Source organism: Curtobacterium sp. PhB190 (genome assembly GCF_004365385.1).
GTDB lineage: Bacteria > Actinomycetota > Actinomycetes > Actinomycetales > Microbacteriaceae > Curtobacterium.
The window spans coordinates 255,961-282,776 of the sequence record NZ_SODN01000007.1 but is presented as its reverse complement, the minus strand read 5'-3'; the positions used below and the strand labels follow the sequence as shown (position 1 = coordinate 282,776).

General features: G+C 70.9%; 24 protein-coding genes. 5 read left to right on the top strand and 19 right to left on the bottom strand.

Annotated features, from left to right (window positions below; translation table 11 throughout):
* Positions 1 to 118: 118 nt before the first annotated feature.
* The 13 genes from mfd to EDF47_RS13725 all read right to left on the bottom strand — a co-directional run bounded on the left by mfd (position 119) and on the right by EDF47_RS13725 (position 16,942).
* Entirely contained in the window at positions 119 to 3,730 is a 3,612-nt protein-coding gene (gene mfd / locus EDF47_RS13785; RefSeq protein WP_133938501.1) for a transcription-repair coupling factor, read from the bottom strand.
* Positions 3,731 to 3,810: 80 nt separating this feature from the next.
* Positions 3,811 to 4,395 (bottom strand): aminoacyl-tRNA hydrolase, encoded by a 585-nt coding sequence (pth, locus tag EDF47_RS13780; protein WP_133938503.1) that lies wholly within the window; start codon positions 4,393 to 4,395, stop codon positions 3,811 to 3,813.
* A 29-nt stretch (positions 4,396 to 4,424) separates the two neighbouring features.
* Positions 4,425 to 5,057, bottom strand: a complete 633-nt coding sequence (locus EDF47_RS13775; RefSeq protein ID WP_133938505.1) for a 50S ribosomal protein L25/general stress protein Ctc — start codon at positions 5,055 to 5,057, stop codon at positions 4,425 to 4,427.
* 199 nt (positions 5,058 to 5,256) lie between these two features.
* Positions 5,257 to 6,624, bottom strand: a complete 1,368-nt coding sequence (locus tag EDF47_RS13770) for an RbtT/DalT/CsbX family MFS transporter (protein WP_133938507.1) — start codon at positions 6,622 to 6,624, stop codon at positions 5,257 to 5,259.
* A 402-nt stretch (positions 6,625 to 7,026) separates the two neighbouring features.
* Positions 7,027 to 7,938 carry a hypothetical protein gene (locus tag EDF47_RS13765; RefSeq protein WP_133938509.1) on the bottom strand — a complete coding sequence of 304 codons (912 nt, stop codon included), beginning with the start codon at positions 7,936 to 7,938 and terminating at the stop codon, positions 7,027 to 7,029.
* Between the two features lie 15 nt (positions 7,939 to 7,953).
* A complete protein-coding gene (gene manD, locus EDF47_RS13760) occupies positions 7,954 to 9,306 on the bottom strand; it encodes a D-mannonate dehydratase ManD (protein WP_228504708.1) in 1,353 nt (450 codons plus the stop codon).
* Complete coding sequence (locus EDF47_RS13755) at positions 9,303 to 10,607, bottom strand: mannitol dehydrogenase family protein (protein ID WP_133938511.1); 1,305 nt, start codon at positions 10,605 to 10,607, stop codon at positions 9,303 to 9,305. The genes manD and EDF47_RS13755 overlap by 4 nt, the downstream gene beginning before the upstream one ends.
* Complete coding sequence (locus EDF47_RS13750) at positions 10,604 to 11,491, bottom strand: sugar phosphate isomerase/epimerase (protein WP_133938513.1); 888 nt, start codon at positions 11,489 to 11,491, stop codon at positions 10,604 to 10,606. Before EDF47_RS13750 ends, EDF47_RS13755 begins: the two co-directional genes overlap by 4 nt.
* Positions 11,488 to 12,693, bottom strand: a complete 1,206-nt coding sequence (locus EDF47_RS13745) for a Gfo/Idh/MocA family oxidoreductase (RefSeq protein ID WP_133938515.1) — start codon at positions 12,691 to 12,693, stop codon at positions 11,488 to 11,490. Before EDF47_RS13745 ends, EDF47_RS13750 begins: the two co-directional genes overlap by 4 nt.
* Entirely contained in the window at positions 12,690 to 13,529 is an 840-nt protein-coding gene (locus tag EDF47_RS13740; RefSeq protein WP_133938517.1) for a sugar phosphate isomerase/epimerase family protein, read from the bottom strand. The genes EDF47_RS13745 and EDF47_RS13740 overlap by 4 nt, the downstream gene beginning before the upstream one ends.
* 85 nt (positions 13,530 to 13,614) lie before the next feature.
* Entirely contained in the window at positions 13,615 to 14,574 is a 960-nt protein-coding gene (locus tag EDF47_RS13735; RefSeq protein ID WP_165901164.1) for a carbohydrate ABC transporter permease, read from the bottom strand.
* On the bottom strand, positions 14,571 to 15,587 hold the full coding sequence (locus EDF47_RS13730) for a sugar ABC transporter permease (protein WP_123294721.1): 1,017 nt from the start codon (positions 15,585 to 15,587) through the stop codon (positions 14,571 to 14,573). Before EDF47_RS13730 ends, EDF47_RS13735 begins: the two co-directional genes overlap by 4 nt.
* On the bottom strand, positions 15,587 to 16,942 hold the full coding sequence (locus EDF47_RS13725; RefSeq protein ID WP_133938519.1) for an extracellular solute-binding protein: 1,356 nt from the start codon (positions 16,940 to 16,942) through the stop codon (positions 15,587 to 15,589). Before EDF47_RS13725 ends, EDF47_RS13730 begins: the two co-directional genes overlap by 1 nt.
* A gap of 230 nt (positions 16,943 to 17,172) precedes the next feature.
* On the opposite strand from EDF47_RS13725, the gene EDF47_RS13720 reads away from it, so the two are divergent.
* On the top strand, positions 17,173 to 18,171 hold the full coding sequence (locus EDF47_RS13720; protein WP_133938542.1) for a LacI family DNA-binding transcriptional regulator: 999 nt from the start codon (positions 17,173 to 17,175) through the stop codon (positions 18,169 to 18,171).
* A 74-nt stretch (positions 18,172 to 18,245) separates the two neighbouring features.
* Positions 18,246 to 19,685, top strand: coding sequence for a glucuronate isomerase (uxaC, locus tag EDF47_RS13715; RefSeq protein WP_133938521.1), 1,440 nt, complete (start codon positions 18,246 to 18,248; stop codon positions 19,683 to 19,685).
* Here uxaC and EDF47_RS13710 read toward each other — a convergent pair.
* Positions 19,675 to 20,472, bottom strand: a complete 798-nt coding sequence (locus tag EDF47_RS13710; RefSeq protein ID WP_166673234.1) for a sugar phosphate isomerase/epimerase family protein — start codon at positions 20,470 to 20,472, stop codon at positions 19,675 to 19,677. The genes uxaC and EDF47_RS13710 overlap by 11 nt on opposite strands.
* Before the next feature lie 77 nt (positions 20,473 to 20,549).
* On the opposite strand from EDF47_RS13710, the gene EDF47_RS13705 reads away from it, so the two are divergent.
* Entirely contained in the window at positions 20,550 to 21,146 is a 597-nt protein-coding gene (locus EDF47_RS13705; RefSeq protein ID WP_131878196.1) for a class I SAM-dependent methyltransferase, read from the top strand.
* A gap of 39 nt (positions 21,147 to 21,185) precedes the next feature.
* Here the strand turns inward: EDF47_RS13705 and EDF47_RS13700 are convergent, their stop codons facing one another.
* From EDF47_RS13700 to EDF47_RS13690, 4 genes are all read right to left on the bottom strand, one after another.
* A complete protein-coding gene (locus EDF47_RS13700) occupies positions 21,186 to 21,563 on the bottom strand; it encodes a type II toxin-antitoxin system death-on-curing family toxin (RefSeq protein ID WP_123340626.1) in 378 nt (125 codons plus the stop codon).
* Positions 21,560 to 21,763, bottom strand: coding sequence for a ribbon-helix-helix protein, CopG family (locus tag EDF47_RS13695; RefSeq protein ID WP_185002705.1), 204 nt, complete (start codon positions 21,761 to 21,763; stop codon positions 21,560 to 21,562). The genes EDF47_RS13700 and EDF47_RS13695 overlap by 4 nt, the downstream gene beginning before the upstream one ends.
* Positions 21,764 to 21,794: 31 nt before the next feature.
* A complete protein-coding gene (locus tag EDF47_RS20350) occupies positions 21,795 to 21,917 on the bottom strand; it encodes a hypothetical protein (RefSeq protein ID WP_279586388.1) in 123 nt (40 codons plus the stop codon).
* Between the two features lie 96 nt (positions 21,918 to 22,013).
* Positions 22,014 to 22,553: a gluconokinase gene (locus EDF47_RS13690; RefSeq protein WP_133938525.1), complete on the bottom strand. Its 540-nt coding sequence runs from the start codon at positions 22,551 to 22,553 to the stop codon at positions 22,014 to 22,016.
* Between the two features lie 109 nt (positions 22,554 to 22,662).
* Here EDF47_RS13690 and gndA point away from each other — a divergent pair, with 109 nt between their 5' ends.
* Positions 22,663 to 24,120: an NADP-dependent phosphogluconate dehydrogenase gene (gndA, locus tag EDF47_RS13685; protein WP_133938527.1), complete on the top strand. Its 1,458-nt coding sequence runs from the start codon at positions 22,663 to 22,665 to the stop codon at positions 24,118 to 24,120.
* Positions 24,121 to 24,216: 96 nt separating this feature from the next.
* On the opposite strand, the gene EDF47_RS13680 is transcribed toward gndA, so the two are convergent.
* Positions 24,217 to 24,924 carry a hypothetical protein gene (locus tag EDF47_RS13680; protein WP_131878190.1) on the bottom strand — a complete coding sequence of 236 codons (708 nt, stop codon included), beginning with the start codon at positions 24,922 to 24,924 and terminating at the stop codon, positions 24,217 to 24,219.
* 107 nt (positions 24,925 to 25,031) lie between these two features.
* On the opposite strand from EDF47_RS13680, the gene EDF47_RS13675 reads away from it, so the two are divergent.
* Positions 25,032 to 26,657 (top strand): molybdopterin-dependent oxidoreductase, encoded by a 1,626-nt coding sequence (locus EDF47_RS13675; protein WP_131878188.1) that lies wholly within the window; start codon positions 25,032 to 25,034, stop codon positions 26,655 to 26,657.
* The last annotated feature ends 159 nt before the right edge of the window (positions 26,658 to 26,816 follow it).

The window sequence follows — 26,816 nt, the reverse complement described above, 5'->3', positions numbered from 1 at the left end:
ACGCGTGGATCGTCGCGAACTGCGTGTGCGCGGTGGACGCGCCCACGAGCGGACGGGAGGCACGGTGCCAGCCCGCACCGTGCCTCCCGTCCGTCGCCGCTCGCGACCACTGCACCCCTTACGCGGCCGGCGCCTCCGCCGGCGTCGTCGCGCCGTACACGGCGGTGAGGATGCTCTCGACCCACTGGATCAGGGCGTCGTCCGGCAGCGCCTGGTCGTGCGGACGCGGCATCGGGATGCTCGCCGCGTTCTGCTGCGGGAACCACTTCGCGCCCGGGAACATCCGCTTGAGCCGCACCTGCGACGAGTCGGCGAGCTCCTTGCCCGCCACGCGCAGGTTCGAGCCCATGACCACGACGTCGGACAGGCCGACCTGCTGCGCCATGCGACGCAGGCGGGAGACCTCGACCAGCGTCTGCACGGCCTGCGGCGGCTGCCCGTAGCGGTCGGTGAGCTCGTCGAGCACCATGTCGATGGCGTCTTGCTGCGCCGTCGGGGCCGAGGCCGCTGACAGCTTCTGGTACGCCTCGAGCCGGAGTCGCTCGGACTCGACGTAGTCCTCGGGGATGTGCGCGTCCACCGGGATCTCGAGCCGCAGCTCGGTCTGCCCCTCGGCCACGTCACCGCGGAACTGCGAGACGGCCTCGCCGATCATCCGGAGGTACAGGTCGAACCCCACGCCCGCGATGTGCCCGGACTGCTCGCCGCCGAGCAGGTTGCCGGCGCCGCGGATCTCGAGGTCCTTCATCGCGACCTGCATGCCCGCGCCGAGCTCGTTGTTCGCCGCGATGGTCTCGAGGCGGTCCTGTGCGGTCTCGGACAGGGGCTTCTCGGAGTCGTACAGGAAGTACGCGTACCCGCGCTCGCGCCCTCGGCCGACACGACCGCGCAGCTGGTGGAGCTGCGACAGCCCGTACTTGTCGGCCTTGTCGATGATCAGCGTGTTCGCGTTCGCGATGTCGAGGCCGGTCTCGATGATCGTCGTCGACACGAGGACGTCGAACCGGCGCTCCCAGAAGTCGACCATGACCTGCTCGAGGGTGCTCTCGGACATCTGCCCGTGTGCCACGGCGATGCGGGCGTCCGGCACGATCTCGGCCAGGTGCGCGGCGACGCCCTGGATGTCCCGCACGCGGTTGTGCACGTAGAACACCTGGCCCTCGCGCAGCAGCTCGCGGCGGATCGCGGCGGCCACCTGCAGGTCGGACTGCGGCCCCACGAAGGTCAGGATGGGGTGGCGGTCCTCGGGCGGGGTCGCGAGGGTCGACATCTCGCGGATCCCGGTGACCGCCATCTCGAGTGACCGCGGGATCGGGGTCGCCGACATCGCCAGGACGTCGACGTTCGTCTTGAACTTCTTCAGCTGGTCCTTGTGCTCGACACCGAACCGCTGTTCCTCGTCGATGATGACGAGCCCGACGTCCTTGAAGGTGATGCCCTGCGACAGGATGCGGTGGGTCGCGATGACGATGTCGACGGTGCCGTCGGCGAGCCCGGCGATGGTCTCCTTCGACTCCTTCTCGGACTGGAACCGGCTCAGGGCGCGCAGGTGCACGGGGAAGCCGGCGAAGCGCTCCTGGAACGTCTCCATGTGCTGGCGGACGAGCAGCGTCGTCGGCACGAGCATGACGACCTGCTTGCCGTCCTGCACCGCCTTGAACGCGGCGCGGATCGCGACCTCGGTCTTGCCGTAGCCGACGTCGCCCGAGAGCAGGCGGTCCATCGGGATGGGCCGCTCCATGTCCCGCTTGATCTCGTCGATCGTGGTGAGCTGGTCGGCCGTCTCGGCGAACGGGAACGCCTCTTCCAACTCGCGCTGCCACGGGGTGTCCGGGCCGAACGCGTGCCCCTTCGACGCCATCCGCGCCGAGTACAGCTTCACGAGGTCGACGGCGATGTCGCGGACGGCCTTGCGGGCCTTCGACTTGGCGGCGGACCAGTCCGAGCCGCCCATCTTCGACAGGGTCGGGGACTCGCCACCGACGTACCGCGAGAGCTGGTCGAGCTGGTCGGTCGGCACGAAGAGCTTGTCGCCGGGGTAGTTCCGCTTCGACGGCGCGTACTCGAGCACGAGGTACTCGCGCTGCGTCTTCACCGCGTTGCGGCCGCCGGAGCTGACCTCGCGGCTCACCAGTTCCACGAACTTGCCGATGCCGTGCGTCGCGTGCACGACGACGTCGCCCGGCTTGAGCTGCAGCGGGTCGACCACGTTCTTGCGACGGCTCGCGAGCTTCTTCACGGTGCGCGCGCCCTGCTGGACGCTCCGACCGTAGAACTCCGCTTCGCTGAGCACGACGATGCGCGGATCCGGGATGGCGAAGCCGTGCTCGACGGTGGCCGTCGTGACGATGGCGACACCCGGTTCGGGAGGCGCGGGCAGGGCTTCGGCACGGGCTGCGACCCCGGCGTCGGCGAGGACCTGCACCGCCCGCTCGACCAGACCCTGGCCCTGGGCGGTCACCACGACCGCCCACCCGTCATCGGTGAGCGCCTTGACGTGCGCGATCGCGCCGTCGGCGCTGCCCGCGAAGCTCGGTACCGCCTCGGCACGGACGCGGATGTACTCCCCCGCCTCGGCTGCTGCCTCGGCGTCGGTGAGCACGCGCGCGGTGTCACCTTCGTCGAGACCGGAGTCGAACGGCGACACCGTCCACCAGGTGCGCTGGCCGCGGGTGTTCTTGAGCTGCTGCACCGTCAGGAAGTTGCCGGCGTCGAGGTCGATCGGCGCCTGGGCCCCGGCGACCGCGGCGCTCCACGCGGCCTGCAGGAACTCGGTGTTCGTCTCGGCCAGGCTGTTCGCGCGACCGTTCACCCGCTCGGGCGAGAACACCGCGATGGTGGCGTCCTCTGGCAGGTACGAGGTCATCGGGACGAGGTCCTGCACGAGCGCGGGGGCGAGGGACTCCATGCCCTCGACCGGGATCCCCTCGGCGATCTTCGCGAGCATCTGGGACAGGTTCGGGAACTCGTGGAGCATCTCGCGCGCCCGCTGCCGGACGTCGTCGCTGAGCAGGAGTTCGCGTGAGGCCGTGAGTTCGACCGAGCCGAGGTCCTCCTCGGTCGTGCGCTGGTCGGCGACCGAGAACGCCTTGACGGCCTCGATCTCGTCGCCGAAGAAGTCCACGCGGACGGGGTGGTCCGCGGTGGGCGGGAAGACGTCGAGGATGCCGCCGCGCACCGCGAACTCACCGCGCCGCGTGACGAGGTCGACGCGGGCGTAGGCCATGTCGACGAGCTTCGCGGCGATGGCGGCCAGGTCGTTGCCGCGCGAGTCGGTGCGCAGCACGACGGGCGCGAGCGAGGTCAGGTTGGCGGCGATCGGCTGCAGCGCTGCGCGGACGCTCGCCACGACGATGGTGGTGCGGCGGTCGGCGGCGTCGGCGGCGGCGGACCAGGACGCGAGCCTGCGGAGCGTCGCGATGCGGGTGCCGACGGTCTGGGCACTCGGGCTGAGCCGTTCGTGCGGCAGGGTCTCCCACGCCGGGAACTCGAGGACGTCGGCGTCGGGGACGTAGCTGCCGAGGGCGTCGCGGACCGCTTCGGCTTCACGCCCCGTCGCCGTGATGACGAGCACGCACTGCGGCCCGTTCCGCTCGGCGAGCAGCGCCCCGAGCAGCGGGACCCGCAGGCCGTCGACGACCGAGAAGTCGGCGTCACGAGGCGCGGCGCGGAGCACGCGATCGAACGCGGAGGCGCGCGAGAGCGCAGGGATGATGCCCGAGATCGTCACTCACGAGATGGTACCGGCCCCCACCGACACCGCCCGCGTGGTGCGCGACGGGCGAACACGGCCGGGATCGACCAGCGCGGTCAGGACGGTGCGTGCACCCGCTGCTGCGCGGCGACGAGTCCGACCTCGGCGATCGCCTCGACCGCGTCCGCGGCGTCGGCCAGCAGGATGGGCAGCGACTTCTTCTCGGCTGCGGAGAAGTCACGCAGCACGTAGTCGGCGGGGTCCTGACGACCGGGCGGACGACCGATGCCGACGCGCACGCGCGAGAACTCGTTCGTGCCGGTGGCCTTGATGATGTCGCGCAGCCCGTTGTGCCCGCCGTGACCCCCGCTGCCCTTGAGGCGGACGGTGTCGAACGGCAGGTCGAGCTCGTCGTGCACGACGACGAGGTCGGCCGGGGTGGCGCTGTAGAACCCGAGGACCGACGAGACCGGTCCACCCGAGGTGTTCATGAACGAGCCGGGCTTCGCGAGCACCAGGCGCGGTCCGCCGGGCACCAGGCGCCCCTCGGCGACCTGGTTCGGCGTCTTGTGCTTCTTGAACCGCGCTCCCATGCGGGCGGCGAGTTCGTCGAGGACCATCTGGCCGACGTTGTGACGGTTGCCGGCGTAGTCGGGCCCGGGGTTCCCGAGTCCGACCACGACCAACGTTCGATCCGCCACAGCGTCGACCAGATGCCTTCGAAGGGGTGTTACTCGGAGTCGACCGGCTCGGAGCCGCCCTCGGCACCGGCTTCGGCACCGGCCTCGGCCGAGGCCTCGTCCGCAGCGTCGTCGTCAGCGGTGCCACGCGGGGTGACGATCTGCACGACGAGCGCCTCGCCGTCGGTCTCGAGCTCGGCACCCTCGGGGAGCTCGAGCTCGGCGGCGGTGATCTGCACGCCGTCCTCGAGGCCCTCGACGTCGACGACGACGTGCTCCGGGATGTCGGTCGCGAGGACCAGCAGGGAGACGGTGTTCAGGTCCTGCACGTGGATCGTGCCGGAGAAGGACTCGCCCTCGATGACGACGGGCACGTCGACCGTGACCTTCTCGCCGCGGCGCAGGACCACGAGGTCGATGTGCTCGATGATCTGGCGCACCGGGTCACGCTGGACGTCCTTGACGAGGGCGAGCTGGGCCGCACCCTCGATGTCGAGGTCGACGACCGCGTTGGCGGTACGGACGAGCAGCATGGTCTCGTGACCGGGCAGCGAGATGTGCTTCGGCTCGGTGCCGTGGCCGTAGACCACTGCCGGGATCTTGTCGGCGGCGCGGAGCTTGCGCGCTGCACCCTTGCCGAACTTGGTGCGGACGTCCGCTGCGAGCTTCGTGTAGTCGGCCATGGTGCCTCCTGGTCTCGGGGGTCGACACCGGCGGTCCGGCATCGTGGGGGTCTGTGGTGTTGCAACTCGAACGCGTGCACGCGTGAGGAACGTTCCCTGGGCTGGGCCGGGTCTCCCACCGCGTCGATCACGGCCGCTGTCGCGGCCCTCGCCGAAGTCAATCACCGACTCTACCAGCACCCGCCGGGCGTGTCGTGCCTCAGTGCCCCGCAGCCACCGACTCCTTCGGCACCTTGAGGAAGGACAGCACCACGAAGGCGAGGACGTAGAGGCCGACGAACGTCCAGACCACGCCACCGGGGCCACCCCACGGCAGGACGGCGCTGACCACGGCGTTGCCGAGGAAGGTCGCACCACCGGCCGCCGTGGCGTACATCGCCATCGCGGCACCGCGACGCTCCTCGCCGGCGAAGGCGGGGACGATCGCGCCCATGGGTGTGAACCCGGCGAGCATGATGCCGAACACCGTCCCCGCGGCGGTGGCGAGCCAGAAGCCCCACTCGGAACCGGCCGGCACCAGGTGCGGGACGTACCACCAGGCCAGCAGCCCGATCGCCGAGGCGCCGATGCCGAACCACTTGACGGTGCGGATCCAGCCGATGCGGTCACCGAGGGCACCGAAGAAGGCGTTGAACAGGATGTTGCCGGCGTAGACGATCACCGTCATCGTGAGCCACTTCGACTGGCCCCACCCGAGCTCGGTACCGATGATCGCCGGCATGATCACGAACATGCCGAACTCGGGCGCCGTGTTGACGAGCCGGATCAGGACGGCGAGCAGGACCTTGGGGCGCGTGATGCAGACCTCGATGCCGCTGGCGATGACCCGTGCGGCGGAGTGCGAGCGCGGGGCGATGCGGCCGAGCCCGGTCCGCTCGTGCACGCCGAACCGGACGATCACCCAGCCGGCCACGACCAGGACGAGCGACAGGGCCATCGACCACGTCTCACCCGTGTGGCCGCCACCGAACGCGGGGATGCTGCCGATCGCGATGAGCGAGCCGAGCGTCGGCAGGCCGCCGGTGAAGACGACGTAGAACCAGCCGACGGCCGTGGCGTTCCGGTCGCGCGCCACGGTGTGGTTCACCCAGCAGAGGAACGAGAAGGCGAACAGCGGGAAGCCGAGTCCGCGCAGGAAGTACGTCAGGGCGATCAGCCCGACCGACCCGGTGGGCAGTGCCGCGAGGAACGCGACCTGGAACACCACCCACAGGACGGCGCCGATCGTCATGACGCGGCGCGGGCCCCACAGCTCGGAGAGCACGCCGGCGAAGTAGGACGCCACCAGGACGGCGACGCCGTAGATGCCGATCACCATCGCGGCGCTGTCCGTACCGCCCGAGCCGAGGGCCGCGGCGATGTGCGGAGCGATGAAGTTCGACTCGATGCCGTCGCCCGTCATGAAGACGAGGACACCGAGGAAGCCCCAGCGCAGCGGGTGCGGGATGCCGAGGCGGGCGATGAAGCCCTCGCGCCCGGCAGCCGGTGGTGCGGTGGCAGGTGGGGCGGTCGTCACGCCGTTCGGCGGGGTCAGGGTCGTGGTGCGGTTGGTGCGGGGTTCCGACATGTGTCGTCTCTCCTGGAGGGGCCCCGGAGTGCTCGACCCGGCATCGCGGCATGTCTCCGGGGTGCGCCGCGCGCCACGCACCCGACCGCCCGCGCAGTGGCTGCGGGCGGTCGGGGCGTCGGCGATGATGCGAGTCCTGTACCCGGGGCGCCCCGTGCTGATGCGGAGACGGATCCCGGCGGACCATCGCCGGCCCGAAGCATGGTGTCCGACGTTAGACCGCTCCAACGCCGCTCGTCAAGAACGACAACTGTTATGTAACGATCGGCGGTCGTGCCGCGCGTGGTGGGTCGTTCCGGGCGTAGTGGGTCGTTCCGGGCGTAGGTGGTCGTTCCTTTTGACCGAGTACGCCCGATTCGACCTTCCATCGCGCGCGTGATGGGAAGGAACGCTCCGCGAGGCTCAGCGGCCGAGGCTGCGCCGGTGCTCCTGCGCGGCCGCCAGCAGCTCGCGGGCGTCGTTGCTCGTGGCCTCGGCGGCGTCGCGAGCACGTTCGAGGGCCTCGATCTCCGCGGTCGCCCGATCGAGCTCGCGCTGCAGGTCGGCCCGGCGCTCCTCGGCCTGCTCGAGGTCCGCCTCCGCGGCGTCGACTGCGGCATCGGCGTCGCGCGACTCGCTCCGGGCGGCGGTCTCCGCCTGGCGTGCGGCCTTCCGCTCAGCGGCCGGGTCACGCTTGGGCTCGGGCTGGGCGTCCGGCTCCGGTCCGTCCTGGGGTTCCGTCTCCGTCGACCGGGAGGCACGGCTCGCCTTCCGCGCGCCCCTCGCCTGGGTGATCGGGATGGGTGGGGCATCGCTGCCGGACCAGGCGTCCGGCACCGCGTCCGGGTCCGCGAGCGCCCCGTCCAGGTCGACCGCGTCGAACCCCACGCTCTCCAAGGGCGTCACGAGCAGCCCCGAACGCACAGCGGCGCCTGCGTGCGGATCGGCCATCGCCGCTTCGATCGTCGCCCGCACCTGTGCCAGCACCGCCGCCGTCACCGGGTGTCCGGCGTCCGAGGCGAGGTCGGCCCCGGCCTGCGCCAGCGCCTCGATCACCTCGGAGCGTTGCTGTCGGAGTGTCCGGATCGCTCCGGGGTCGGCGTCGGCCTGGGCCTTGCGGAGGGCTGGCCCGAGGTCGACCGCGTCGTCGAGGGCGCCGTCGTGCGCGAGCAGGTCCACGACCCACGCTGCCGGTGCCGGCTTCCGGAGCTTCCCGATCGCCGCGGCCAGGGCCCGGTCGTCCTTCCGCACCGCGCGCTGGCGAGCGGTGCGCTCGGCGACGAAGTCCCCCGGCGGGACGAGCAGCAGCTCCCGGGCGACCTCTGCGAACTCCACACCCACAGCTTGCCGCTACCAGTCGTGCACCGTTCCGTCGGCCAGGCGGTTGAACGGCAGGTAGGCCTGCTCGTACGGGTACTTGCCGGCCTCGTCGACGTCGAGGCTGACCCCGAGGCCGGGCTCGTCACCGGGGTGCAGGTAGCCGTCCGTGAAGGTGAAGGTCTGCTGGAACACCTGGTTCGTCTGCGGCCCGTGCTGCATGTACTCCTGGATGCCGAAGTTGTGGATCGCCATCCCGAGGTGCATCTGGGCAGCCAGGCCGACGGGCGAGATGTCGGTCGGCCCGTGGAACCCGGACTTGATCTGGTACATCGCGGCGTAGTCCATCGTCTTCTTGAGCGGGGAGATGCCGCCCATGTGCGTGACGGCTCCGCGGACGTAGTCGATGAGCTGGTCGCGGATGATGTCCTTGAAGTCCCAGATCGTGTTGAAGACCTCACCGATCGCGAGCGGTGTGGTGGTGTGCTGCCGGACGAGCTTGAGTGCCTCTTGGTTCTCGGCCGGGGTGCAGTCCTCGAGCCAGAACAGGTCGTACGGCTCGAGGGACTTGCCGAGCTTCGCGGCCTGCAGCGGGGTCATCCGGTGGTGCCCGTCGTGCAGGAGCGGCAGTTCGGGTCCGAACTCGTTCCGGACGGCCTCGAACACGGTGGGCACGTGGCGCAGGTAGGCGCGGGTGTCCCAGTCCTCCATGGCGGGGAAGGCTCCGCGCTGTGCCGGCTCGAAGTCGTACCGGACACCCTCGTTGCCCTCGGTGGTCTTGTTCGACGCGATGCCGTAGATGCTCTCGAGGCCGGGGACGCCGGTCTGCACGCGGATCGAGCGGTAGCCCTCCTCCTGGTGCTCGCGGATCGAGTCGAACAGCTCGGGGAGCTCCTTGCCCGAGGCGTGTCCGTAGGCCATCAGCCCGGTGCGGGATGCGCCACCGAGGAGCTGGTACAGCGGCATGCCGGCGACCTTGGCCTTGATGTCCCAGAGCGCCATGTCGACGGACGCGATCGCCGCCATCGTGACCGGGCCGCGACGCCAGTACGACGAGCGGTAGAGGAACTGCCAGGCGTCCTCGATGCGGCTGGCGTCGCGGCCGATCAGCAGCGGCACGACGTGCTCGGACAGGTACGCGGCGACACCGAGCTCGCGGCCGTTCAGCGTCGCGTCACCGAGGCCCGTGACGCCGTCGGCGGTCGTGATCTTCAGCGTGACGAAGTTCCGGTTCGGGCTGGTGACGATGACCTCGGCACGCTCGATGAGCTGGCCGCGGTCGGCCGACGCCCACGTGTCCGGACGCCCGGAGGTGTGCCCGGTCGCCGCGCCGGTGTCGGCGGCGCCCGGCACCGGGGCCGCGGGGTTCGTGGTGGTGTCGGTCATGCGTGGACTCCTTCGTCGGTGCTCGTTCGGGCGGTGCTGGTGGTGGTGCGTGCGGCGGTGCTCGCCGCCCGGATGTCGTCGGCCGCCGCGGTGATCGCGTCGACCACGTCGGTGGTGTCGAGGTCGGGGGCGATGACGCGCAGCACGTCGCGCACGTCCGAGTCTGCCCCGGGGGCTCCGTCGTCGTCCACGAGGTCGGGCTGCGCCGTGACGTGGAGCCACCACGCGGCGATCGCGGTCGCGGCTCCGGGCCCGATGCCGCCCGACGGCTCGCGCTCGAGTCGGTGCCGCACGACGTCGACGACCCGGACGGGCAGCTTCTGCGACCCGCCGGACGCGATCTGCCGCAGGGTGTGACGGATGCGCGGGTTCTGGAACCGGTCCACCAGGGCGGCACGGGCGTCGGTGACCTCGTCGGCAGGCAGGGGCAGTTCGCGGGCGGCCTCGTCCCACAGCTGCTCGACGGCGGCACGGCACACCGGGTCGTCCACGGCCGCGGCGACGGTCTCGTGCCCGAGCTGGAGCCCGAGGTACGCGAGCAGCGAGTGCGAGCCGTTCAGCAGCCAGAGCTTCCGCTGCTCGTACGGGGTGACGTCGTCGACGATGCGCACGCCGGCGGTCTCCCACGCGGGGCGGTCGATCCCGTCGAAGGCGTCCTCGAGCACCCACTCCGCGAAGGGCTCGGTGACGACGGGCACCCGGTCCCCGGCGAGTGCTCCCGGCAGGGCGGCGAGGCCCTCGACGTCGGCGTCGGTGGTCGCGGGGGTGATCCGGTCGACCATCGACGACGGGAACGAGACGTTCGCCTCGATCCACGCGCGCAGGTCGGGGTCGGTGGTGGCGCCCAGCACGGCCTCGCGCAGCACCGCGCCGTTGTGCGTCAGGTTGTCGAGGCTGACGAGCGCGATGCGCCCGCCGCTGGCCGTCCGCCGGGCGTCGAGCCCCGCGACCAACCGGGCGGGGACGTCGGAACCGGACCGGTAGCCCTGCTCGGTGACCGTCAGCGTGACGATGGTGGTCTCCGGGGACGCGACCACGTGCCTCCAGGCCGTGTCGTCGCTGCCCGGGTGGGCGGCCACGATCGTGTCGACCACCTCGGCGGCGTCGCCGGTCGCAGCACGCGTGACCAGCGTGTACCGGCAGTCCTGCGCGGTGAGGGCGTCCGCCGCCGCGGGCGAGCGGCCGGTGAAGGCGGTGATGCCCCACGGCTCCCCCGTGGTGTGGGCGGTGTACCAGGCGAGGTGGGCGCGCGCGAACGCACCCACCCCCAGGTGGACGATGCCGGGGCGGCGATCGGTCATGCCGACACCGGGACGAGGGACCGCAGGTACGCCAGGTTGTCGGCGGTCCGGGCCTCGAGCGGCAGGTCGGTGGAGAAGTCCTCGATGGTGACCCAGCCGTCGTAGCCGACCTGGCGGAGGGCGTCGAGGTACTCGGAGACGGACGCCTGCCCGGTGCGCAGCGGCGCCCACTCGTTCTGCCAGATCGTGCTGCCGTCGGCGCGGGTGTCGCCGGTGTCGACCCAGCGGGCGTTCTTCACGTGGGCGTGCGCGAGGTACGGGCCGAGGAGCTCGAACGCGGCGAGGTGGTCCTCCTGCCCCTCGATGACCAGGTTGCCGAGGTCGTGGATGACGCCGATGTGCTCCGGGTCGAGGCCGTCGACGAGCCGGAGTGCCGCAGAGGCCGAGGGCGTGATCGTCATGTGGTGCAGCTCGACGAGCGCCTTGACGCCGAGCTCGGTCGCCCGGGTCACGGCCCACTCGAGGTCGGCGCGGGTGCGGTCGAAGATCTGCCCGTACGTCTCGCCGGTGCGTTCCTTCTCCTGCCGGTACATCGGCATCGAGACGCGGACCTGGCGGGCGCCGAGCTCGCTCGTGACACGGAGCATCGTCTCGACGCCCTCGTGGTCCGACGCCTGCTGGTACCCGCCGATGCCGGAGTACTCGAGCCCGGCGGCGTCGGTGATCCGCGCGATCTCGCCGACCTGGTCCTGGATGCCGGTGAACTGCCACGTGGAGTTGTTGCCGGCCCAGAACGAGCGACCGGCGGGGACGACGGCGCCGTCCGCGGGGCGGTCGTCGACGATGCGCCACTCGACGCCGTCCCAGCCCTGCTCGGCCAGCGTCGAGGCCGCCTGCGACGGGGTCCAGTCGGGTGTGGAGGCGGTGAACACGGAGAACTTCATCGGGTGGCTCCTTCGGTCGCGGTGTCGGACGGTGCTGCAGCGCCGACGACCGGCACCACGTCGTCGTACTTGCCCTCGATCACGTCGTCGATCCGGACGGGCTGCCCGAGCGTCGCGCTGACGTACAGCCCGCGGACGGTGGCGAGCGACACGAGGGCCGCGTCGACGGTCACGCCGGGCTCACGGCCCTCGCGGATCGCGGCCACGATGTCGGTGTACTGCCGGCCGTGCCCTGCGGCGAAGTGGTCGGGCTCGGCCGGACCGCCCACGACGTGCTCCGGCGGGACGACGTCGTCCTTCTGGTCGACCGCGCCCGCGACCGCCGAGGCGTTCGAGGTGGTCGACGCGGACTCGAGGGTCGCGGCGTCGGGTGCGATGTGGAAGTAGGCCAGGCGGTCGTCGTCGACGATCGCCGACCCGTGCGTGCCGTACACGGCGTAGCGGGCGGACAGGCCCGGGTACGCGGCGGTCGTGCAGTGGATGACACCGAGCGCGCCGCCGGCGAACCGGACGGTGGCGACGGCGGTGTCCTCGACCTCGATGCGGTCGTGCGCGAGCAGCCCGGTCTGGGCCGAGATCTCGACCGGACGGCCGAGCGCCCACACGAGCAGGTCGACGGTGTGCACGCCCTGGTTCATCACGGCGCCACCACCGTCGAGCGCCCAGGTGCCGCGCCAGTCGCCGGAGTCGTAGTAGCCCTGCGACCGGTACCAGGCGACGCTCGCCAGGCCGGAGGTCACGGTCCCGAACCCGCCGTCGTGGGCGGCTGCGGCGACGGCGGCCGAGGCCGGGTCGAAGCGGTGCTGGCTGATGACACTCGTGACGAGTCCACGGTCGCGTGCCGCTGCGGCGAGCGCGGCGATCTGCCGGGCCCGGGGCATCGTGGTGTCGAGGGGCTTCTCGATGACGACGTGCTTGCCGGCGGCCAGGGCGGCCTCGGCGAGCTGCACGTGCATGCCGGAGGGCGAGCAGATCGCGACGACGTCGATGTCGGTCTGCGCGATCGCCTCCTCGATGGTGGACGTCGTGACGGGGCGGGTGACGCCCATCGCCTCGATCTCGTCGGCGGCGCTCGTGGCGGCGGCGGGGATCGCGTCGACGAGGGCGACGACCTGCAGGTCCGGGTGGTGGACGGCGACCGTGGCGTGGTGGCGTCCGATGACGCCGGCGCCGACGACTGCCAACTTCAGTGGGGTGGTCATCGCAGGGTGACTCCGATCTGGTCGGTGAGGGTGCGGAGGGCACGACCGGCGCGACCGAAGGCCGCGGGGCCGGAGTACCCGCCGAGGGAGGTGAAGTCGCTGAGGTGCGGCTCGAGCGAGGCGTAGCCGGAGTACCCGGCGTCGCGCAGCGCGGTGAGGGTCTGGAGCAGTTCGCCGTCGCCCTCGCCCGCGGGGACCACCGACGAGTCGGCGGCCAGGGCGTCCTTGACCTGCAGGTAGTCGACGTAGGGCGCGAGCTGCGCCCACCCTTCGGTGAACGGCTTGACGCCGCACTGCACGTAGTTCGCGTTGTCCCAGGCCAGTCGGAGCGCCGGGGACCCGACGCTCTCGACGATGTCGAGCACGCGCGAGGGGACGTCGCCGTAGATGTCCTTCTCGTTCTCGTGCAGCAGGGTCACGCCCTCGCGTGCGGCGAGGTCGGCCAGGGCGCGCATCCGGACGAGGACGTCGTCGCGGACGTCCTCCGGCTGCCGGCCCTCGAAGTAGAACGAGAAGATCCGGATGTTCGTGGTGCCGAGGGCGTGCGCGGCGGCGATCGCGCGACCGAGCCGTCCGACCTCGTGCTCGACGGGCTCGTCGACGGAGACCTTGCCGATCGGCGAGGCGATGGCGGACACGGTCTGTCCGCGCTCCTCGAGCAGGCGGTGGAGTCCGGCGAGCTGGTCCTCGTCGAGGTCGACGACGTTCACGCCCCAGGCGCTGCGGACCTCGATGGCGCTCGCGCCGAGCGCCTGCAGGACCGCGACCTGGACGACGGGGTCGGCGTCGATCTCGTCGCCGAAGCCGGAGAGTTCCCACGTGGGCTGGTCGGTCATGGTGTCCTTTCGTGTCGGACGGGAGGCGCGTGGCGGGGCCGCCACGGGCCTCCAGTCCGGTTCTGGGTTGCGGTGACTGCCGCGCTCACTTGACGGAGCCGGCCGTCAGACCGCCCACCAGGTAGCGCTGGAAGATGAGGTACAGGGCGACGACCGGCACGGCGCAGACGATCGAGGCGGCCATCATCTGGCCGTAGATCGGGACAGCGCCGCCCTCTTGCGCGGTGCCGAGCACCTGCAGGACCACGGCCACCGTCCGGGTGTTCGGGGTCGTCATGATCGTGGAGAACAGGACGTCGTTCCAGCCGAGCAGGAAGGCGAAGATCGCCGAGACGACGATGCCGGGCCACGACAGCGGCAGGACGATCTTCGTCAGGATCTTCGTGCTCGAGGCGCCGTCGATGCGGGCGGCCTCCTCGAGTTCCTTGGGCAGACCACGCAGGTACGTGACCATGACCCAGGTCGAGAACGGCAGGGCGAACGTCAGGTAGGTGACGAACAGACCCCAGCGGGTGCCGATGATCTGCACGCCCGTGGCGCTGGCGATGTTCGAGAACACCACGAACACGGGCAGCAGCAGGAGCGTGCCGGGGATCGACTGCAGCGCGAGGAGCCCACGCAGGATGGTCAGGCGGCCGAGGAACCGGAACCGGACCAGCACGTACGCGGTGGACACGGCGAGCGCCGCACTCGCGATGGCGACCGCGCCGGCGGTGAGCATCGAGTTGACCAGCCCCTCGCCGAGGGCGACCGTGGACCAGATCTCGACGTAGTTCGACAGCGTGAACTCGGACGGGAAGTACTCGCCGCGGGCGACCGCGACGTCCGAGTTCACCGAGCCGAACAGGATGTACAGGACCGGGACGGCGATGAACGCGATGATGATCGCGATCACCACGATGAGCAGCCAGCGGGGCAGGAGCCGGGTGACGTCGGTGTCGTAGGGGCGCTTGTGGCGTCGACCGGGTGCGGTGATGCTCTCGGTCAGGGTCGACGTCGGGCGGGTCCGGGTGGTGCCGGCGAAGGATGTGCTCTGGGCGCTCATGCGCGTGCTCCGTCGATGTCGGCGGCGGTCGGGGCGGCGGCGAGCGTGGCGCGGTCGGCGCGGCGCTGCTTCCGGTTGGGGCCCGCGTCGTCACCGGTGTCGAGCTTGACGGCTCGCAGGTAGACGAACAGCGGGATGGCGACGATCACGAGGGAGCAGATCGCCATGGCCGCGGACAGACCGAAGCGGAACGACTGGAAGCTCGCGATGTACGTCAGGACGGGCATGACCTCGACGCTCGACGGCAGCGGGATGCCGAACAGCACGAACGGCAGGGTGAAGTTGTTGATGTTGTGCAGGATCGCGATGATCACCGCCAGGCTGAGCGGCCCGCGCAGGTACGGGAAGATGATGTAGCGGAGCTTCGCCCACCAGGTCACCCCGTCGAGCGCGGCGGCCTCGTGCACCTCGTTGTCCACGGCCTGCAGTCCGGCGAGCGACAGCAGGTAGACGAACGGCCAGCTCGTCCAGATCATCACGCCGGCCAGCGCCCAGTACGACGCGGATCCGTTCAGCCAGAGCACGTCGGTGTGCAGGATCGAGTTCACGACGCCCTGCGGCTGCAGCATCGTGCGGAAGAACGTGCCGACGACGAACGCGGGCAGCACGTACGGGATCAGGTAGATCGACCGGACGAGGCCGCGCCCCGGGAACCGGTTCTGCGTCGAGATCGCGGCCGCGACGCCGATCGGCACGGTGACCGCGGTGACCAGGACGGACAGCGACACCGAGATCCAGATCGAGTGGAGCAGGGGCGAGTTCGTGAAGGCCTCGGTGAAGTTCGCGAAGCCGATGAAGGGAGCGCTGAACCACTGCCGCAGCGTGTACTGGTCCAGGTCGAGCATCGCGATGTAGAAGCCCACCAGGAGCGGCACCACGATGACGGCGAGCATGAGGACCCCGCCGGGGATGAGCATCCAGAGCGGACGCTCCTTCTTGTACAGCGGCGTCGTGCCGTGCGGGCGGACCGTCTGCTCCGTGCGCTGCGGCGGTCTGGTCTGGGTGCTGGTCATCACAGACCTCCGTTCTTCTGACGGTCGAGGGTGGACTGGGCGTCCTTCTGGGCGTCCTGCAGACGCTTGCGGAGCTGGTCGTCGGTGACCTCGCCGCTCTTGAGCGACGGGATCGACTGCACGACCACGTCGACCAGGGCGAGCTGGATGTCGGACCAGGCGCCGGTGAAGGCGGTGGGCTTCGACAGGCGGCCCGCGTCGATGATCGGCTTGAGCTGCGGGTTGTCTGCTGCCAGGTCAGCGGCGGCGGACGCATTGGTCGGCAGGTTGCCGAACAGGTCGTAGTACTCGAGCTGCGCCTTCGGTGCGCTGAGCTGCTTGACGAAGTCGAAGGACAGCTGCTGCTTCGTGCCGTAGTCGGCCACCACCCAGTTGTCGCCGGACAGGATGCTCGCGGCCTCGATGCCGTCGGCCGGGCGCTCGCTGGCCCCCGGCGGGACGGTGGGGAGCAGGGCGAACTCGTACTTGCCGTCGACCTTGGTGTCCTTGAACGAGTTGATCGCGGTGGTGGTCGTCATCGGGAAGAACGCGGCCTTGCCCTCGGTGAACTGGGCCAGGGCCTGCGCGTTGTTCCAGCCGATCGCGGCCTTGTCGACGACGCCGTCCTTCGTGACCCAGTCGAAGTAGGTCCGGTACGCGTTCTCGACGGCGTCGCTGTCGATCTCGGCCTTCGAGCCGTCGACGATGGTGTTGCCGGCGTTCTGCGCCATGCCCCACACGAACTTCCACGGGTCGAAGCCGTCGGCGTAGGCGATCGCCAGGCCGTGCCGGTCACCGGTCGTCGTCGCCTTCGCGTCCTCGGTCAGCTCGTCCCACGTGGTCGGCATGTCGGTGATGCCGGCCTTCGCGAGCAGGTCCTTGTTGACGGCCATCACGAACGGACGGCTGGCGAACGGGATCCCGATCTGCTTCGAGTCGCTCGGACCCGAGATGCCGAACGAGGCCGGGTCGAACTGGTCCTTGCCGCCGATGGCCTGCCACTCCTTCGATCCCATCTCGACGAAGGCACCGGTGGCGTAGGCGGTCGGGGTGAACGTGGTGCCGATTGCGTAGACGTCGGGGCCCTGGCCGGAGATGACGCTGGTCTGGATCGCGGTCAACTCCTCCTGCGCGGACGAGTAGGTCTCCCACTGGATGTCCGCACCGGTGGTGCGCTTGAACTCGGCAGCGGTGTCCTGCTGCCACTGCTTGCGCTCCTTGGGGTACGTGGTGTCCGCGCCCATCATCACGCGGAGGGTGTTCGGGTCGTCGCCGCTGCCGTTCACGACGGCGCAGCCCTGCAGGGAGAGAGCGGCGAGGGCGATCACCGCGACGGCACCGACGAGGGTGCGGGGCTTCAGCCGTGTTCTGTTCATCCGGGGGCTTCCTCCTCGAGACCTCCTCCGGGCGGCGCTGCCCGGTGGCACCACTGTTCCGCCGTTGGCAACATCCGGCAACCGGTTGCCACTTGTTGCCAGACGCGAATACGTTCGGCCACGTGAGCGACACAGACATCGACGTCTCCGGCGCCGGCAGCGGCTTCGGCACGCGATCCGACGCGAGCGCCGACACGAGCGCCGGCGCCGGCTTCAGCGCCGCCCGGCGCGTGACCATCCGGGACATCGCCGACGCGACCGGCGTGGCCCCGTCCACCGTGTCCCGCGCACTCTCGCTGCCCGACCGCGTGAACCACACCACGCAGGAGCGCATCCAACGCGCGGCCCGCGAACTCGGCTACGTCGCCAACTCGCAGGCACGCGCCCTGACGTCCGGCCGCACCCGGGCCGTCGCCGTGCTCGTCTCCGACATCACGAACCCGTTCTACTTCGACGTCATCCGCGGTACGCAGCACCAGCTCGCCGGCGCCGGGTGGACGCAGTTGCTCGTCGACACCGAGGAGTCCGCCGACGCCGAACTCGCCACCCTGAGCGCGATCGGCGCGAAGGCCGACGGCGTCGTCCTCACCGCCTCACGGCTGTCCGACGCCCAGATCGCCCGGTTCGCCGAGCGGATCCCCCTCGTCGTCGTCAACCGTCGCCCCGCCGGGGTGCCCTCGGTGCTCATCGACACCCCCGGCGGCGTCGAGCAGGCCGTGCAGCACCTCGTCTCCCTGGGCCACCGCGACGTGCTCTACGTCGCCGGTCCGGACAGCTCGTGGTCGAACGAACGCCGGTGGAAGGCGCTCGTGCGCGTCGCGAAGCGCCTCGGCGTCCGCGTCGCCCGCATCGGGCCGCACGCGCCGTTCGTCGACTCCGGAGCCGCAGCCGCCGACGCCGCCGTGCACGCGGGCGCCACCGCCTGCATCGCCTTCAACGACCTGATCGCGATCGGCATGCTCGCGCGGCTGCGGGAACGGGGCGTCCGCGTCCCCGAGGACATGAGCATCGTCGGCTGCGACGACATCTTCGGTGCCGACTTCTGCAACCCGCCGCTCACCACCATGACCTCGCCGATCGAACGCGCCGGCCGGGTCGCGATCCGGATGCTGCTCGGCCGGCTCGGTGCGATCCCCGCCGACGAGCTGCCCGGTGAGCACATGACCGGCGCCGTCGCACTGCCCACCCACCTGACCGTCCGGGAGTCGACGGGTCCCGCGCCCGCCTGACACCGGCGCACGCCCGCTGCACCCGCCGGCCCCGCCGCGCCTCGCCGTCCGTACCGTTCTCGAAGGAGTCGATGATGACCCAGACCAGCACCGCCACCCGTCTCGCCCCGCACCCCGACCGGCTGCTGCCCGCCGACCCCGGCGCGCGTCAGGTGGCACGGACCGTCTACGACGCCGTCAAGGACGCACCGATCATCTCCCCGCACGGCCACGTCGACGCGGCGCTCATCGCCGCCGACCAGCCGTTCAGCGACCCCGCGTCGCTGCTCATCACGCCCGACCACTACGTGCTCCGCCTGCTGCACGCGAACGGGGTGGACCTGGCCGCGCTGGGACGCGCCGACCTGTCGGGGACCAGCCCCGTGCCTCCCGGTCGCGCCATCTGGCGGAACCTGGCGGACCACTGGGACGACTTCCTCGGCACCCCCGTCCGCTATTGGTTCGAGACCGAGCTGCACGACGTCTTCGGACTGACGGAGCAGCCGTCGACGGCGAACGCCGACGCCCAGTACGACCACATCGCCGGCCTGCTGGCCTCCCCCGCCTTCCGCCCGCGCGCGCTGTTCGACACCTTCGGCATCGAGGTCCTCGCCACCACCGACGGCTCCGCCGACGACCTCGCCGCGCACGCGCAGCTCGCCGCCGACCCCACGTTCACCGGCCGGGTGGTCCCCACGTTCCGCGCGGACGCCGTGTTCGACCCGTCGCGGCCGGACTGGAGGCCCGTGGTCGCGTCCATCGGGCAGGCCGCCGGCATCGACACGGGCACCCACGCAGGGCTGTTGGCAGCACTCCGCGCACGTCGCCAGTACTTCATCGAGCACGGCGCGACGGCCACGGACACCGGGGTGCTCGACGCCGGATCGTCGCCGTTGTCCGCCACGTCGCGCGAGCGAATCCACGCCGAGGCGCTCCGCGACCCGTCTTCCGTCTCCGAGGCGGACGCCACCGCGTACCGGCACGACATGCTCTACCGCTGGGCCGAGATGAGCGTCGAGGACGGCCTCGTCATGCAGCTGCACCCCGGCGTCATCCGGAACCACCACGCGCCGACGCTCGAACGCTTCGGCCCGGACACCGGCCACGACCTGCCCGCCGTCGGCTCCTTCACCACGCCGCTGCGACCGCTCCTGGAGTCCTTCGGCACCGCTCCGGGCTTCCACCTCGTGCTGTTCACCGTCGACGAGACCGTCTTCTCGCGCGAGATCGGCCCGCTCGCCGGCTTCTACCCCGCCGTGTACGCCGGAGCACCGTGGTGGTTCATCGACACCCCGGCGGCGATCGGCCGCTACCGCTCCGCGATCACCGACTCGGCGTCGTTCACGAAGACCTCCGGGTTCATCGACGACACCCGGGCGTACTGCTCCATCCCCGCGCGGCACGACATGGCGCGGCGAGCGGACGCGGCGTACCTGGCGTCACTCGTCGTCACGCACGAGATCTCGGAAGAGGACGCCGTCCGCACCGCACGGCGGATCGTGTCCGACATCCCGCGGGCGACGTTCAAGCTGTAGCGGTGCGGGCCGGGGCCGTGACGCTGCGGACGCGTACCAGCGCGGAACGGATCTCGGCTTCGGCGGTCTCGGCGTCGAGCGCCCACCGGCACTCGAGCGAGACGGCGCCCCGGTACCCGCCGTCGTGCACGGCGGCGAGGAACTCGCGCCAGACGTCGTCGACCGTGCCGGGCGGCCGACGGTTCGGATCGCTGAGGTGGACGTGCCCGATCCGGTCGCCGTGGCGCCGCAGGACCTCGAACGACTCGCCCTCGTTCCGGATGTGGAACAGGTCGGCGACGACGCCGACGCCGTCGAGGGCGGCACCGTCGAGGAACGACACCGTCGCATCGACTGTGTGCAGGATGTTCGTCTCCGCGCGGCTCAGCGGCTCCACCACGATGCGCAGGTCGTTCGCGGCGGCCACATCGCGTGCGGTCCGGACCACCTCGCCGAACCGGCGCAGGGCGTCGTCGCCCGCCATGCCGTCGGGAGCGTTCCGAGCGGTCCCCGACCCGAAGACGATCGTCGCGCCCGGTTCCGCGACCGACCGCACGATCGGCAGGACCGACTCGAAGTAGGACCGGACCGTCCCGGGCTCCGTGGTCAGCAGCGGGAGGTCGCCGGGCACCAGGATGGCGAAGGACGGGAACCGCTGGCCGGCGTAGACCTCGTTCCGCCGCCACCCCGTTCCGTCTTGGACCGCGAGGTTGCCGGCGATCGTCGGCTCCACGTGGTCGGCGCCCGCGCGGCGGACCACCTCGGTCAGTTCTGCCCCGGCCACGACGCCGAGTCCGCTGGACGACATGCGGTCCATGCAACTCGTCCGAGGTCCCGACGGCGACTGTTGCCGTCCGTTGCCACCGGCGCCGGTACGGTCGGACGATGGACCTCGACGTCACCGCTGCGTACGGCGACCGTGCGGGCGAGTACGCGGAGGTCCTCGGATCGATGTCGGCCGTCCACGACGAGGACCGGACTCAGGTCGAGGCCTGGGCGTCGGGATCCGGGGCTCGCATCCTCGACGCAGGGTGCGGGCCGGGGCACTGGGCCGCACACCTGGCGGATCGTGGGCACGCGGTGATCGGCATCGACGCGGTCGCACCCTTCGTCGAGCACGCACGACGCGCGCACGACGGCGTCGACTTCCGCCTGGGCGCGATCGAGTCCACCGGTCTCGACGACGGCAGCGTCGACGGGGTGCTCGCCTGGTACTCCGTGATCCACCACGATCCGTCCTGCGTCGGCGAGGTCTTCGCCGAGTTCCGCAGGGTGCTCCGGCCGGGCGGCGGCCTGCTGGTCGGGTTCTTCGAAGGGCCCTGGATCGAGTCCTTCGACCACGCGGTCGTCACGGCGTACCGGTGGCCGACGAGCGCGCTGGCGGAGGTCCTCGACGACCACGGGTTCGACGTGGTGGACGTCCGGGCCCGGGTCGATCAGGGACAGCGGCCGCACGCTGCCATCCGCGCGAAGCGGCGGTGAGGTGCCTCAGCCGGCGGTGCCATCCGCTGAAGCCGTCGTTCAGGCTTCAGCAACCAGCGATTGCAGCACCGCGGAGATGTCCGCAACCGCGTCCAACTCCCCCTCGGCGATGGCGATGATCAGTTCGTACGCCTCGTCGTTCGTCGCGCGCAACCGAAGCCCGTTGACCCCGAGGAACACCACCAGCAGCATCAACCCCAGGCGCTTGTTGCCGTCGACGAGTGCATGGTTCCGAACCGCGGAGTGCACGAGCGCTGCCGCCTTCTCGAGCAACGACGGATAGGCGTCGCGTCCACCGACCGAGGTCGCTGGTCGGGCCACCGCGGCCTCGAGGAGTCCAGCATCTCGGATGACGAAGTCCGGCCCCAACGTCCGCCGAGCGATGTGCAGCGCTTCGTCGATCGTCAGGTGGATCATCGTCCGAGTCGCTCGAGCGCCTCGGCGAAGTTCGGCAACTCGCGGTCGAGGACCCCGTCGATGAGGTCACGTCGGCTGTGGTGCTCGATGTACTCGCGGATCGCTTCCCGCGCGATGTCCTGCATCGATCGGGCTTCGAGGTCGGCCCGGGTTCGGAGCGCAGCCGCCTCGGCATCGTCCAGTCGAAGGGTCATGGCCATGCGCAGGACGGTATCACAGTTGATACCACGGTCATCGATCAGCAGCACCGACCGGCGTCCCTTCGCTCGAGGCGTCGACGTCGATCTCGATCTCGATGGTGGGGTCGACGCGTGGCGGCTTGATGCGACCTGTCACTGGATTGTTCACTGTCATGATCCGAGTGTTGCGCGGTCGCTTCTCCGCCGGGGGAAGGCCTGGGAGAGGTTGTGGACGATCCCTTGCGAGGACTTCACTGTGGAGAAGTGAGGCTCAGCCGGAAGTGACCGACAGCGCCGCGAGGATCGTCGTCACCGTGTCGTCGACCGGCCCGTCGATGGAGACGTCGACGGCGGCCTCGTCGGCCTGCGGCCGTTCGAGCGTCGCGAACTGGGAGTCGAGCAGCGACGACGGCATGTACTCGTGGTGCCGGTGCGCCTGCCGCTCGGCGATGAGGTCGTGCGAGCCGTCCAGGAACGCGATGACGAGGCCCGGCGCCGACTGCCGGAGCCGATCGCGGTAGACGCGCTTGAGGGCGGAGTTGGCCATCACGCAGCGGCTCCCGGACGTCTCGACGGCGGCGATCCGCGCGGCGCAGGCGTCGAGCCACGGCCAGCGGTCGTCGTCGGTGAGGGAGATGCCCTGCCGCATCTTCTCCTTGTTCGCGGCCGGGTGCAGGTCGTCGGCGTCGACGAACACGGTCGGTTGGCCCTGCTCGGCGAGCGCGTCGGCGAGCGCCTGCCCGATGGTGGACTTGCCGGAACCGGAGACGCCCATGACGAGGACGGGTGGGAGGACAGCGGTGTCGGTCATCCCTCCACAGTATTGACGGGGTGAACAGTGGTCCCCAGTTGCCGTAACACCCGTGCGGTCCCAGGGCGCCGACCGTAGGTTGGTCTCACGTCCGGACAAAGGAGACGACGTGGCAGACAGCACTGGTCAGGCGAACATCGGGGTCATCGGCCTCGCCGTCATGGGGTCGAACCTCGCACGCAACCTCGCGTCGCGTGAAGGCAACACGGTCGCGGTGTACAACCGCACCTACGCCCGCACCGAAGAACTCATCAAGGAGCACGGCGACGCCGGCTTCATCGCGTCCGAGGACATCGACGGCTTCGTCGCCTCGCTCTCGAAGCCGCGCACGGCGATCATCATGGTGCAGGCCGGCAAGGGCACCGACGCCGTGATCTCGCAGCTCGCCGAGAAGTTCGAGGAAGGCGACATCATCGTCGACGGCGGCAACGCCAACTTCCACGACACGATCCGGCGTGAGCACGACCTGCGCGAGAAGGGTCTCAACTTCGTGGGCACGGGCATCTCCGGTGGTGAAGAGGGCGCGCTCAAGGGGCCGTCGATCATGCCCGGCGGCTCGAAGGAAGCCTGGGAGACCCTGGGCCCCATCCTCAAGTCGATCGCGGCGGTCGCCGAGGGCGAGCCCTGCGTGACCCACATCGGCACCGACGGCGCCGGCCACTTCGTCAAGATGGTGCACAACGGCATCGAGTACGCCGACATGCAGCTCATCGCCGAGTCCTACGACCTGCTCCGCCGCGTCGGCGGGCTCTCCGTCGAGGACCTGGTCAAGGTGTTCCAGGAGTGGAACGGCGGCGACCTCGAGTCCTACCTGATCGAGATCACGGTCGAGGTCCTGAAGCAGCGCGACGCCGACTCCGGCAAGCCCCTCGTCGACGTCATCCGCGACGAAGCGGGTTCCAAGGGCACCGGCGTGTGGACCGTGCAGAACGCGGTCGGACTCGGCATCCCGGTCTCCGGCATCGGCGAAGCGGTGTTCGCCCGCGCGGTGTCGTCGAAGCCGTCGCAGCGGGCTTCGGTGCAGCAGGCGTTCCCGGACCGGCCCGACATCGCCGAGGTCCCCGACGGCTTCGAGGACGACGTCCGCGCGGCGCTCTACGCCTCGAAGGTCGTCGCCTACGCGCAGGGCTTCGACCTGATCATCGCCGGGGCCAAGGAGTACGGCTGGGACATCAACCTCGGCAACATGGCGAAGATCTGGCGGGGTGGCTGCATCATCCGTGCCCAGTTCCTCAACCGCATCGTCGAGGCGTACGACAAGAACCCCTCGCTCGAGAGCCTGCTGGTCGACCCGTACTTCGCGAACGCCGTGCAGGAGGGCGAAGCCGCCTGGCGCCGCATCGTCGGGATCGCCGCCGCGTCGGGGATCCCCGCGCCGGGCTTCTCGTCGGCGCTGTCCTACTTCGACTCGCTCGCCTCCGAGCGGCTGCCCGCCTCGCTCATCCAGGGGCAGCGCGACTTCTTCGGCGCGCACACCTACCAGCGCATCGACAAGGACGGCACCTTCCACACGCTGTGGTCCGACGACGACCGCCGCGAGGTCGACCAGGAACCGTCCACCCACTAGACCGCGGCACGACCGCACCCTCGAAGGGCCCTGCCGATCGGCGGGGCCCTTCCCACGTCCGACAGCAGTGCGCTCGGTCACGACGATGTGCTCGGTTCAGGCGACGATGCGCTCGCGCGCGAGGTCGGCGACGAGCCGGTCCAGCCGCTGTCCGCGGCCGAGCAGCCGACGAGAGCCGGGAGCCGTCCGCACGAAGAAGGTCGCGACCGCCGGGGTGTCGTCCGGCCGGACGTAGTGGATCGCGACCGCGCACGCCCGACGGGCATCGGCGCGGTCACCGTCGCCGTGGACGTCCTCGATCCCGACGTGCACCACCCGGCTCCACCGGACCACGAGCAACCGTGTGGCCTTGCGGTCGTCGAGTTCCCACAGGGAGGCCTCGGTCGCCCCGAACGCCCACGTCACACGGGCACCGAGGCTCACCTCCGGCCGGACCTCGGCGATCGCGTCGCGCAGTTCGGTCGTCGGAGCCGCCGGCACGAGCCAGACCGTGGGGTCGATGCGGCGGATGGCGAGCGCGAGGGCCTCGTCAGCGTGCCGGCGACGTACCGCAGCGGCACGGAAGACCGCGACCACGATGACCGTGACGCCCAGCGCGATCGCACCGAACTCGACGATCCCGAACCAGGACAGGTCCACGTCGGGCGCCGTCGCGACGACGATGATCCGCGCGGTGAGGAGCGCTGCCCAGATGCCCACGATCACCCACCGCAACGTGGACAGGCGCTGCGCCGCCGACATCGGCGTGCGGTCGGAGCGGCGGGCGCGGCCGGGGCGCGGAACTGGATCTGGACGCCTCGGCACACCCCGATCCTCGCACGGCCCGATCGGCAGGTGCTGGCCGGGGTCGGTGAACGCCCGGGGAACCGCACGCACAGCGGACGAGCGGCCGGGCGACCTACGCTCGGGCGGTGACCACCGAACGCACCACGGACGTCCCGACGCCGGACGACCCATCGACGGACGAACGCCCCGCCGGAGCCCCGCTCCGCCGGCCCGCGGTCCTCGCTGCGGCCGTCGGTCTCGTGGCCGCCGCCGCCTTCCTCGGGATCGCCGAGTTCGGGGCGCTGCTCCTCGGTGGTGCCGGCAGTCCGTTGGTGGCCGTCGGGTCCGCCGTGATCGACCTCGCACCGGCGGGGGCAAAGAACCTGATGGTCGCCCTGTTCGGCACCGGCGACAAGGTCGCACTCTTCGCGCTCATGACCGTCATCGTCGCGGCGATCAGCGCCGGGGCCGGGGTCCTCGAGCGCGCTCGGCCGCCCTTCGGGGCGCTCGTCTTCGCCGTCGGCGGCGTGCTCGCGCTCATCGCGGTGAGCACCCGTTCCGGCAGCGGCACGTTCGACGGCGCTCCCACCGTGTTCGGCGTGGCGGCCGCCGTGATCACCCTGCGGCTGCTGCTCCGCCGGCTCCGGCGCTGGGAGGCCGCAGCGGCCGTCCCGTCGGCGTCACCGCGACCGGCCTCGACCGAGCGCCGCGCGTTCCTGGTCTGGGGTGTCACGACCGCAGCGGTCGCGGTCGTGGTGGGCACGGCCTCCCGGGTGGGGTCGTCCGCGATGCAGGCGGTCGCCGCTGCCCGACGAGCCGTGCGCCTGCCCGCGGCGGCGACGCCCGCACCGGCCGTGCCGGGCGGCGCCTCGCTCGACGTCGACGGGATCACGCCGTACGTCACACCGAACGCCGACTTCTACCGGATCGACACCGCGCTGCGCGTCCCCTCCATCGATCCGGGTGACTGGAGCCTGCGCATCCACGGCGCCGTCGAGAACGAGATCACGCTGACGTGGGACGAGCTGCTGGCCCTGCCGCTGGAAGAGCACATGGCCACCCTGAGCTGCGTGTCCAACGAGGTCGGCGGCGACCTGATCGGCAACGCGCTCTGGCTCGGGTACCCGATCCGGGAGCTGCTGGCCCGCGCGAAGCCGACCGGGGACGCCGACATGGTGCTGTCCCGCAGCATCGACGGGTTCACCGCCGGGACGCCGTTGGACGTCCTGCAGGACGAGGGCACCGACGCGCTCCTCGCCATCGGCATGAACGGCGAACCGCTGCCGACCGAGCACGGATTCCCGGCGCGGATGGTCGTGCCCGGGCTGTTCGGGTACGTGTCGGCGACGAAGTGGGTGACCGAGATGGAGGTCACGCGCTTCGCCGATGCGCAGGGCTACTGGACGCCGCGAGGATGGTCGGAACGCGGGCCTGTGAAGCTCGAGTCGCGCATCGACACCCCACGGAACGGGACGACCGTGACCGTCGGCGAGCAGGTCGCCATCGCCGGGGTCGCCTGGCAGCCGCACACCGGGGTGAAGGCCGTGCAGGTCCGAGTCGGCTCGGGTGCGTGGCAGCAGGCAGAACTCGCGGACTCGGTGTCGGCGGACACCTGGCGCCAGTGGGTGCTGCGCTGGACGCCGACCGCGGGGTCGCACCGGATCGAGGTCCGCGCGGTGAGCGCCGACGGCGAGGTGCAGACGAGCGTCGAGCGGCCACCCGCGCCGAACGGGGCCTCGGGCTGGGCGTCGGTGACGGTCGACGCGAAGTAGCGCGGGCCGGCGCGGTTCGGGGGCGTCGGGTGGGGCCGTGCGGCGCGCCGTCCGCTGGTCGTCGAGGTTCCGAGATCTCGGCATGTCGAGCGTTCGAAGGGCCGTCTGTGCGACCTCGGCGGAAGTGAGCGGCGTGTCGCGACCGGCCGGCGAACCAGG

Excerpts from the sequence above, each read along its gene's own strand:
- EDF47_RS13775 (WP_133938505.1), bottom strand. The coding sequence starts at position 5,057 with ATGGCCGACTACACGAAGCTCGCAGCGGACGTCCGCACCAAGTTCGGC.
- EDF47_RS13690 (WP_133938525.1), bottom strand. The coding sequence starts at position 22,553 with ATGACCGACACCGCTGTCCTCCCACCCGTCCTCGTCATGGGCGTCTCC.
- EDF47_RS13705 (WP_131878196.1), top strand. The coding sequence starts at position 20,550 with ATGGACCTCGACGTCACCGCTGCGTACGGCGACCGTGCGGGCGAGTAC.
- EDF47_RS13710 (WP_166673234.1), bottom strand. The coding sequence starts at position 20,472 with ATGTCGTCCAGCGGACTCGGCGTCGTGGCCGGGGCAGAACTGACCGAG.
- EDF47_RS13700 (WP_123340626.1), bottom strand. The coding sequence starts at position 21,563 with ATGATCCACCTGACGATCGACGAAGCGCTGCACATCGCTCGGCGGACG.
- EDF47_RS13740 (WP_133938517.1), bottom strand. The coding sequence starts at position 13,529 with ATGACCGACCAGCCCACGTGGGAACTCTCCGGCTTCGGCGACGAGATC.
- EDF47_RS13770 (WP_133938507.1), bottom strand. The coding sequence starts at position 6,624 with ATGTCGGAACCCCGCACCAACCGCACCACGACCCTGACCCCGCCGAAC.
- EDF47_RS13735 (WP_165901164.1), bottom strand. The coding sequence starts at position 14,574 with ATGAGCGCCCAGAGCACATCCTTCGCCGGCACCACCCGGACCCGCCCG.
- EDF47_RS13750 (WP_133938513.1), bottom strand. The coding sequence starts at position 11,491 with ATGAAGTTCTCCGTGTTCACCGCCTCCACACCCGACTGGACCCCGTCG.
- EDF47_RS20350 (WP_279586388.1), bottom strand. The coding sequence starts at position 21,917 with ATGACAGTGAACAATCCAGTGACAGGTCGCATCAAGCCGCCACGCGTC.
- manD (WP_228504708.1), bottom strand. The coding sequence starts at position 9,306 with ATGACCGACACCACCACGAACCCCGCGGCCCCGGTGCCGGGCGCCGCC.
- EDF47_RS13755 (WP_133938511.1), bottom strand. The coding sequence starts at position 10,607 with ATGACCGATCGCCGCCCCGGCATCGTCCACCTGGGGGTGGGTGCGTTC.
- EDF47_RS13730 (WP_123294721.1), bottom strand. The coding sequence starts at position 15,587 with ATGACCAGCACCCAGACCAGACCGCCGCAGCGCACGGAGCAGACGGTC.
- EDF47_RS13745 (WP_133938515.1), bottom strand. The coding sequence starts at position 12,693 with ATGACCACCCCACTGAAGTTGGCAGTCGTCGGCGCCGGCGTCATCGGA.
- EDF47_RS13695 (WP_185002705.1), bottom strand. The coding sequence starts at position 21,763 with ATGGCCATGACCCTTCGACTGGACGATGCCGAGGCGGCTGCGCTCCGA.
- uxaC (WP_133938521.1), top strand. The coding sequence starts at position 18,246 with ATGACCCAGACCAGCACCGCCACCCGTCTCGCCCCGCACCCCGACCGG.
- EDF47_RS13725 (WP_133938519.1), bottom strand. The coding sequence starts at position 16,942 with ATGAACAGAACACGGCTGAAGCCCCGCACCCTCGTCGGTGCCGTCGCG.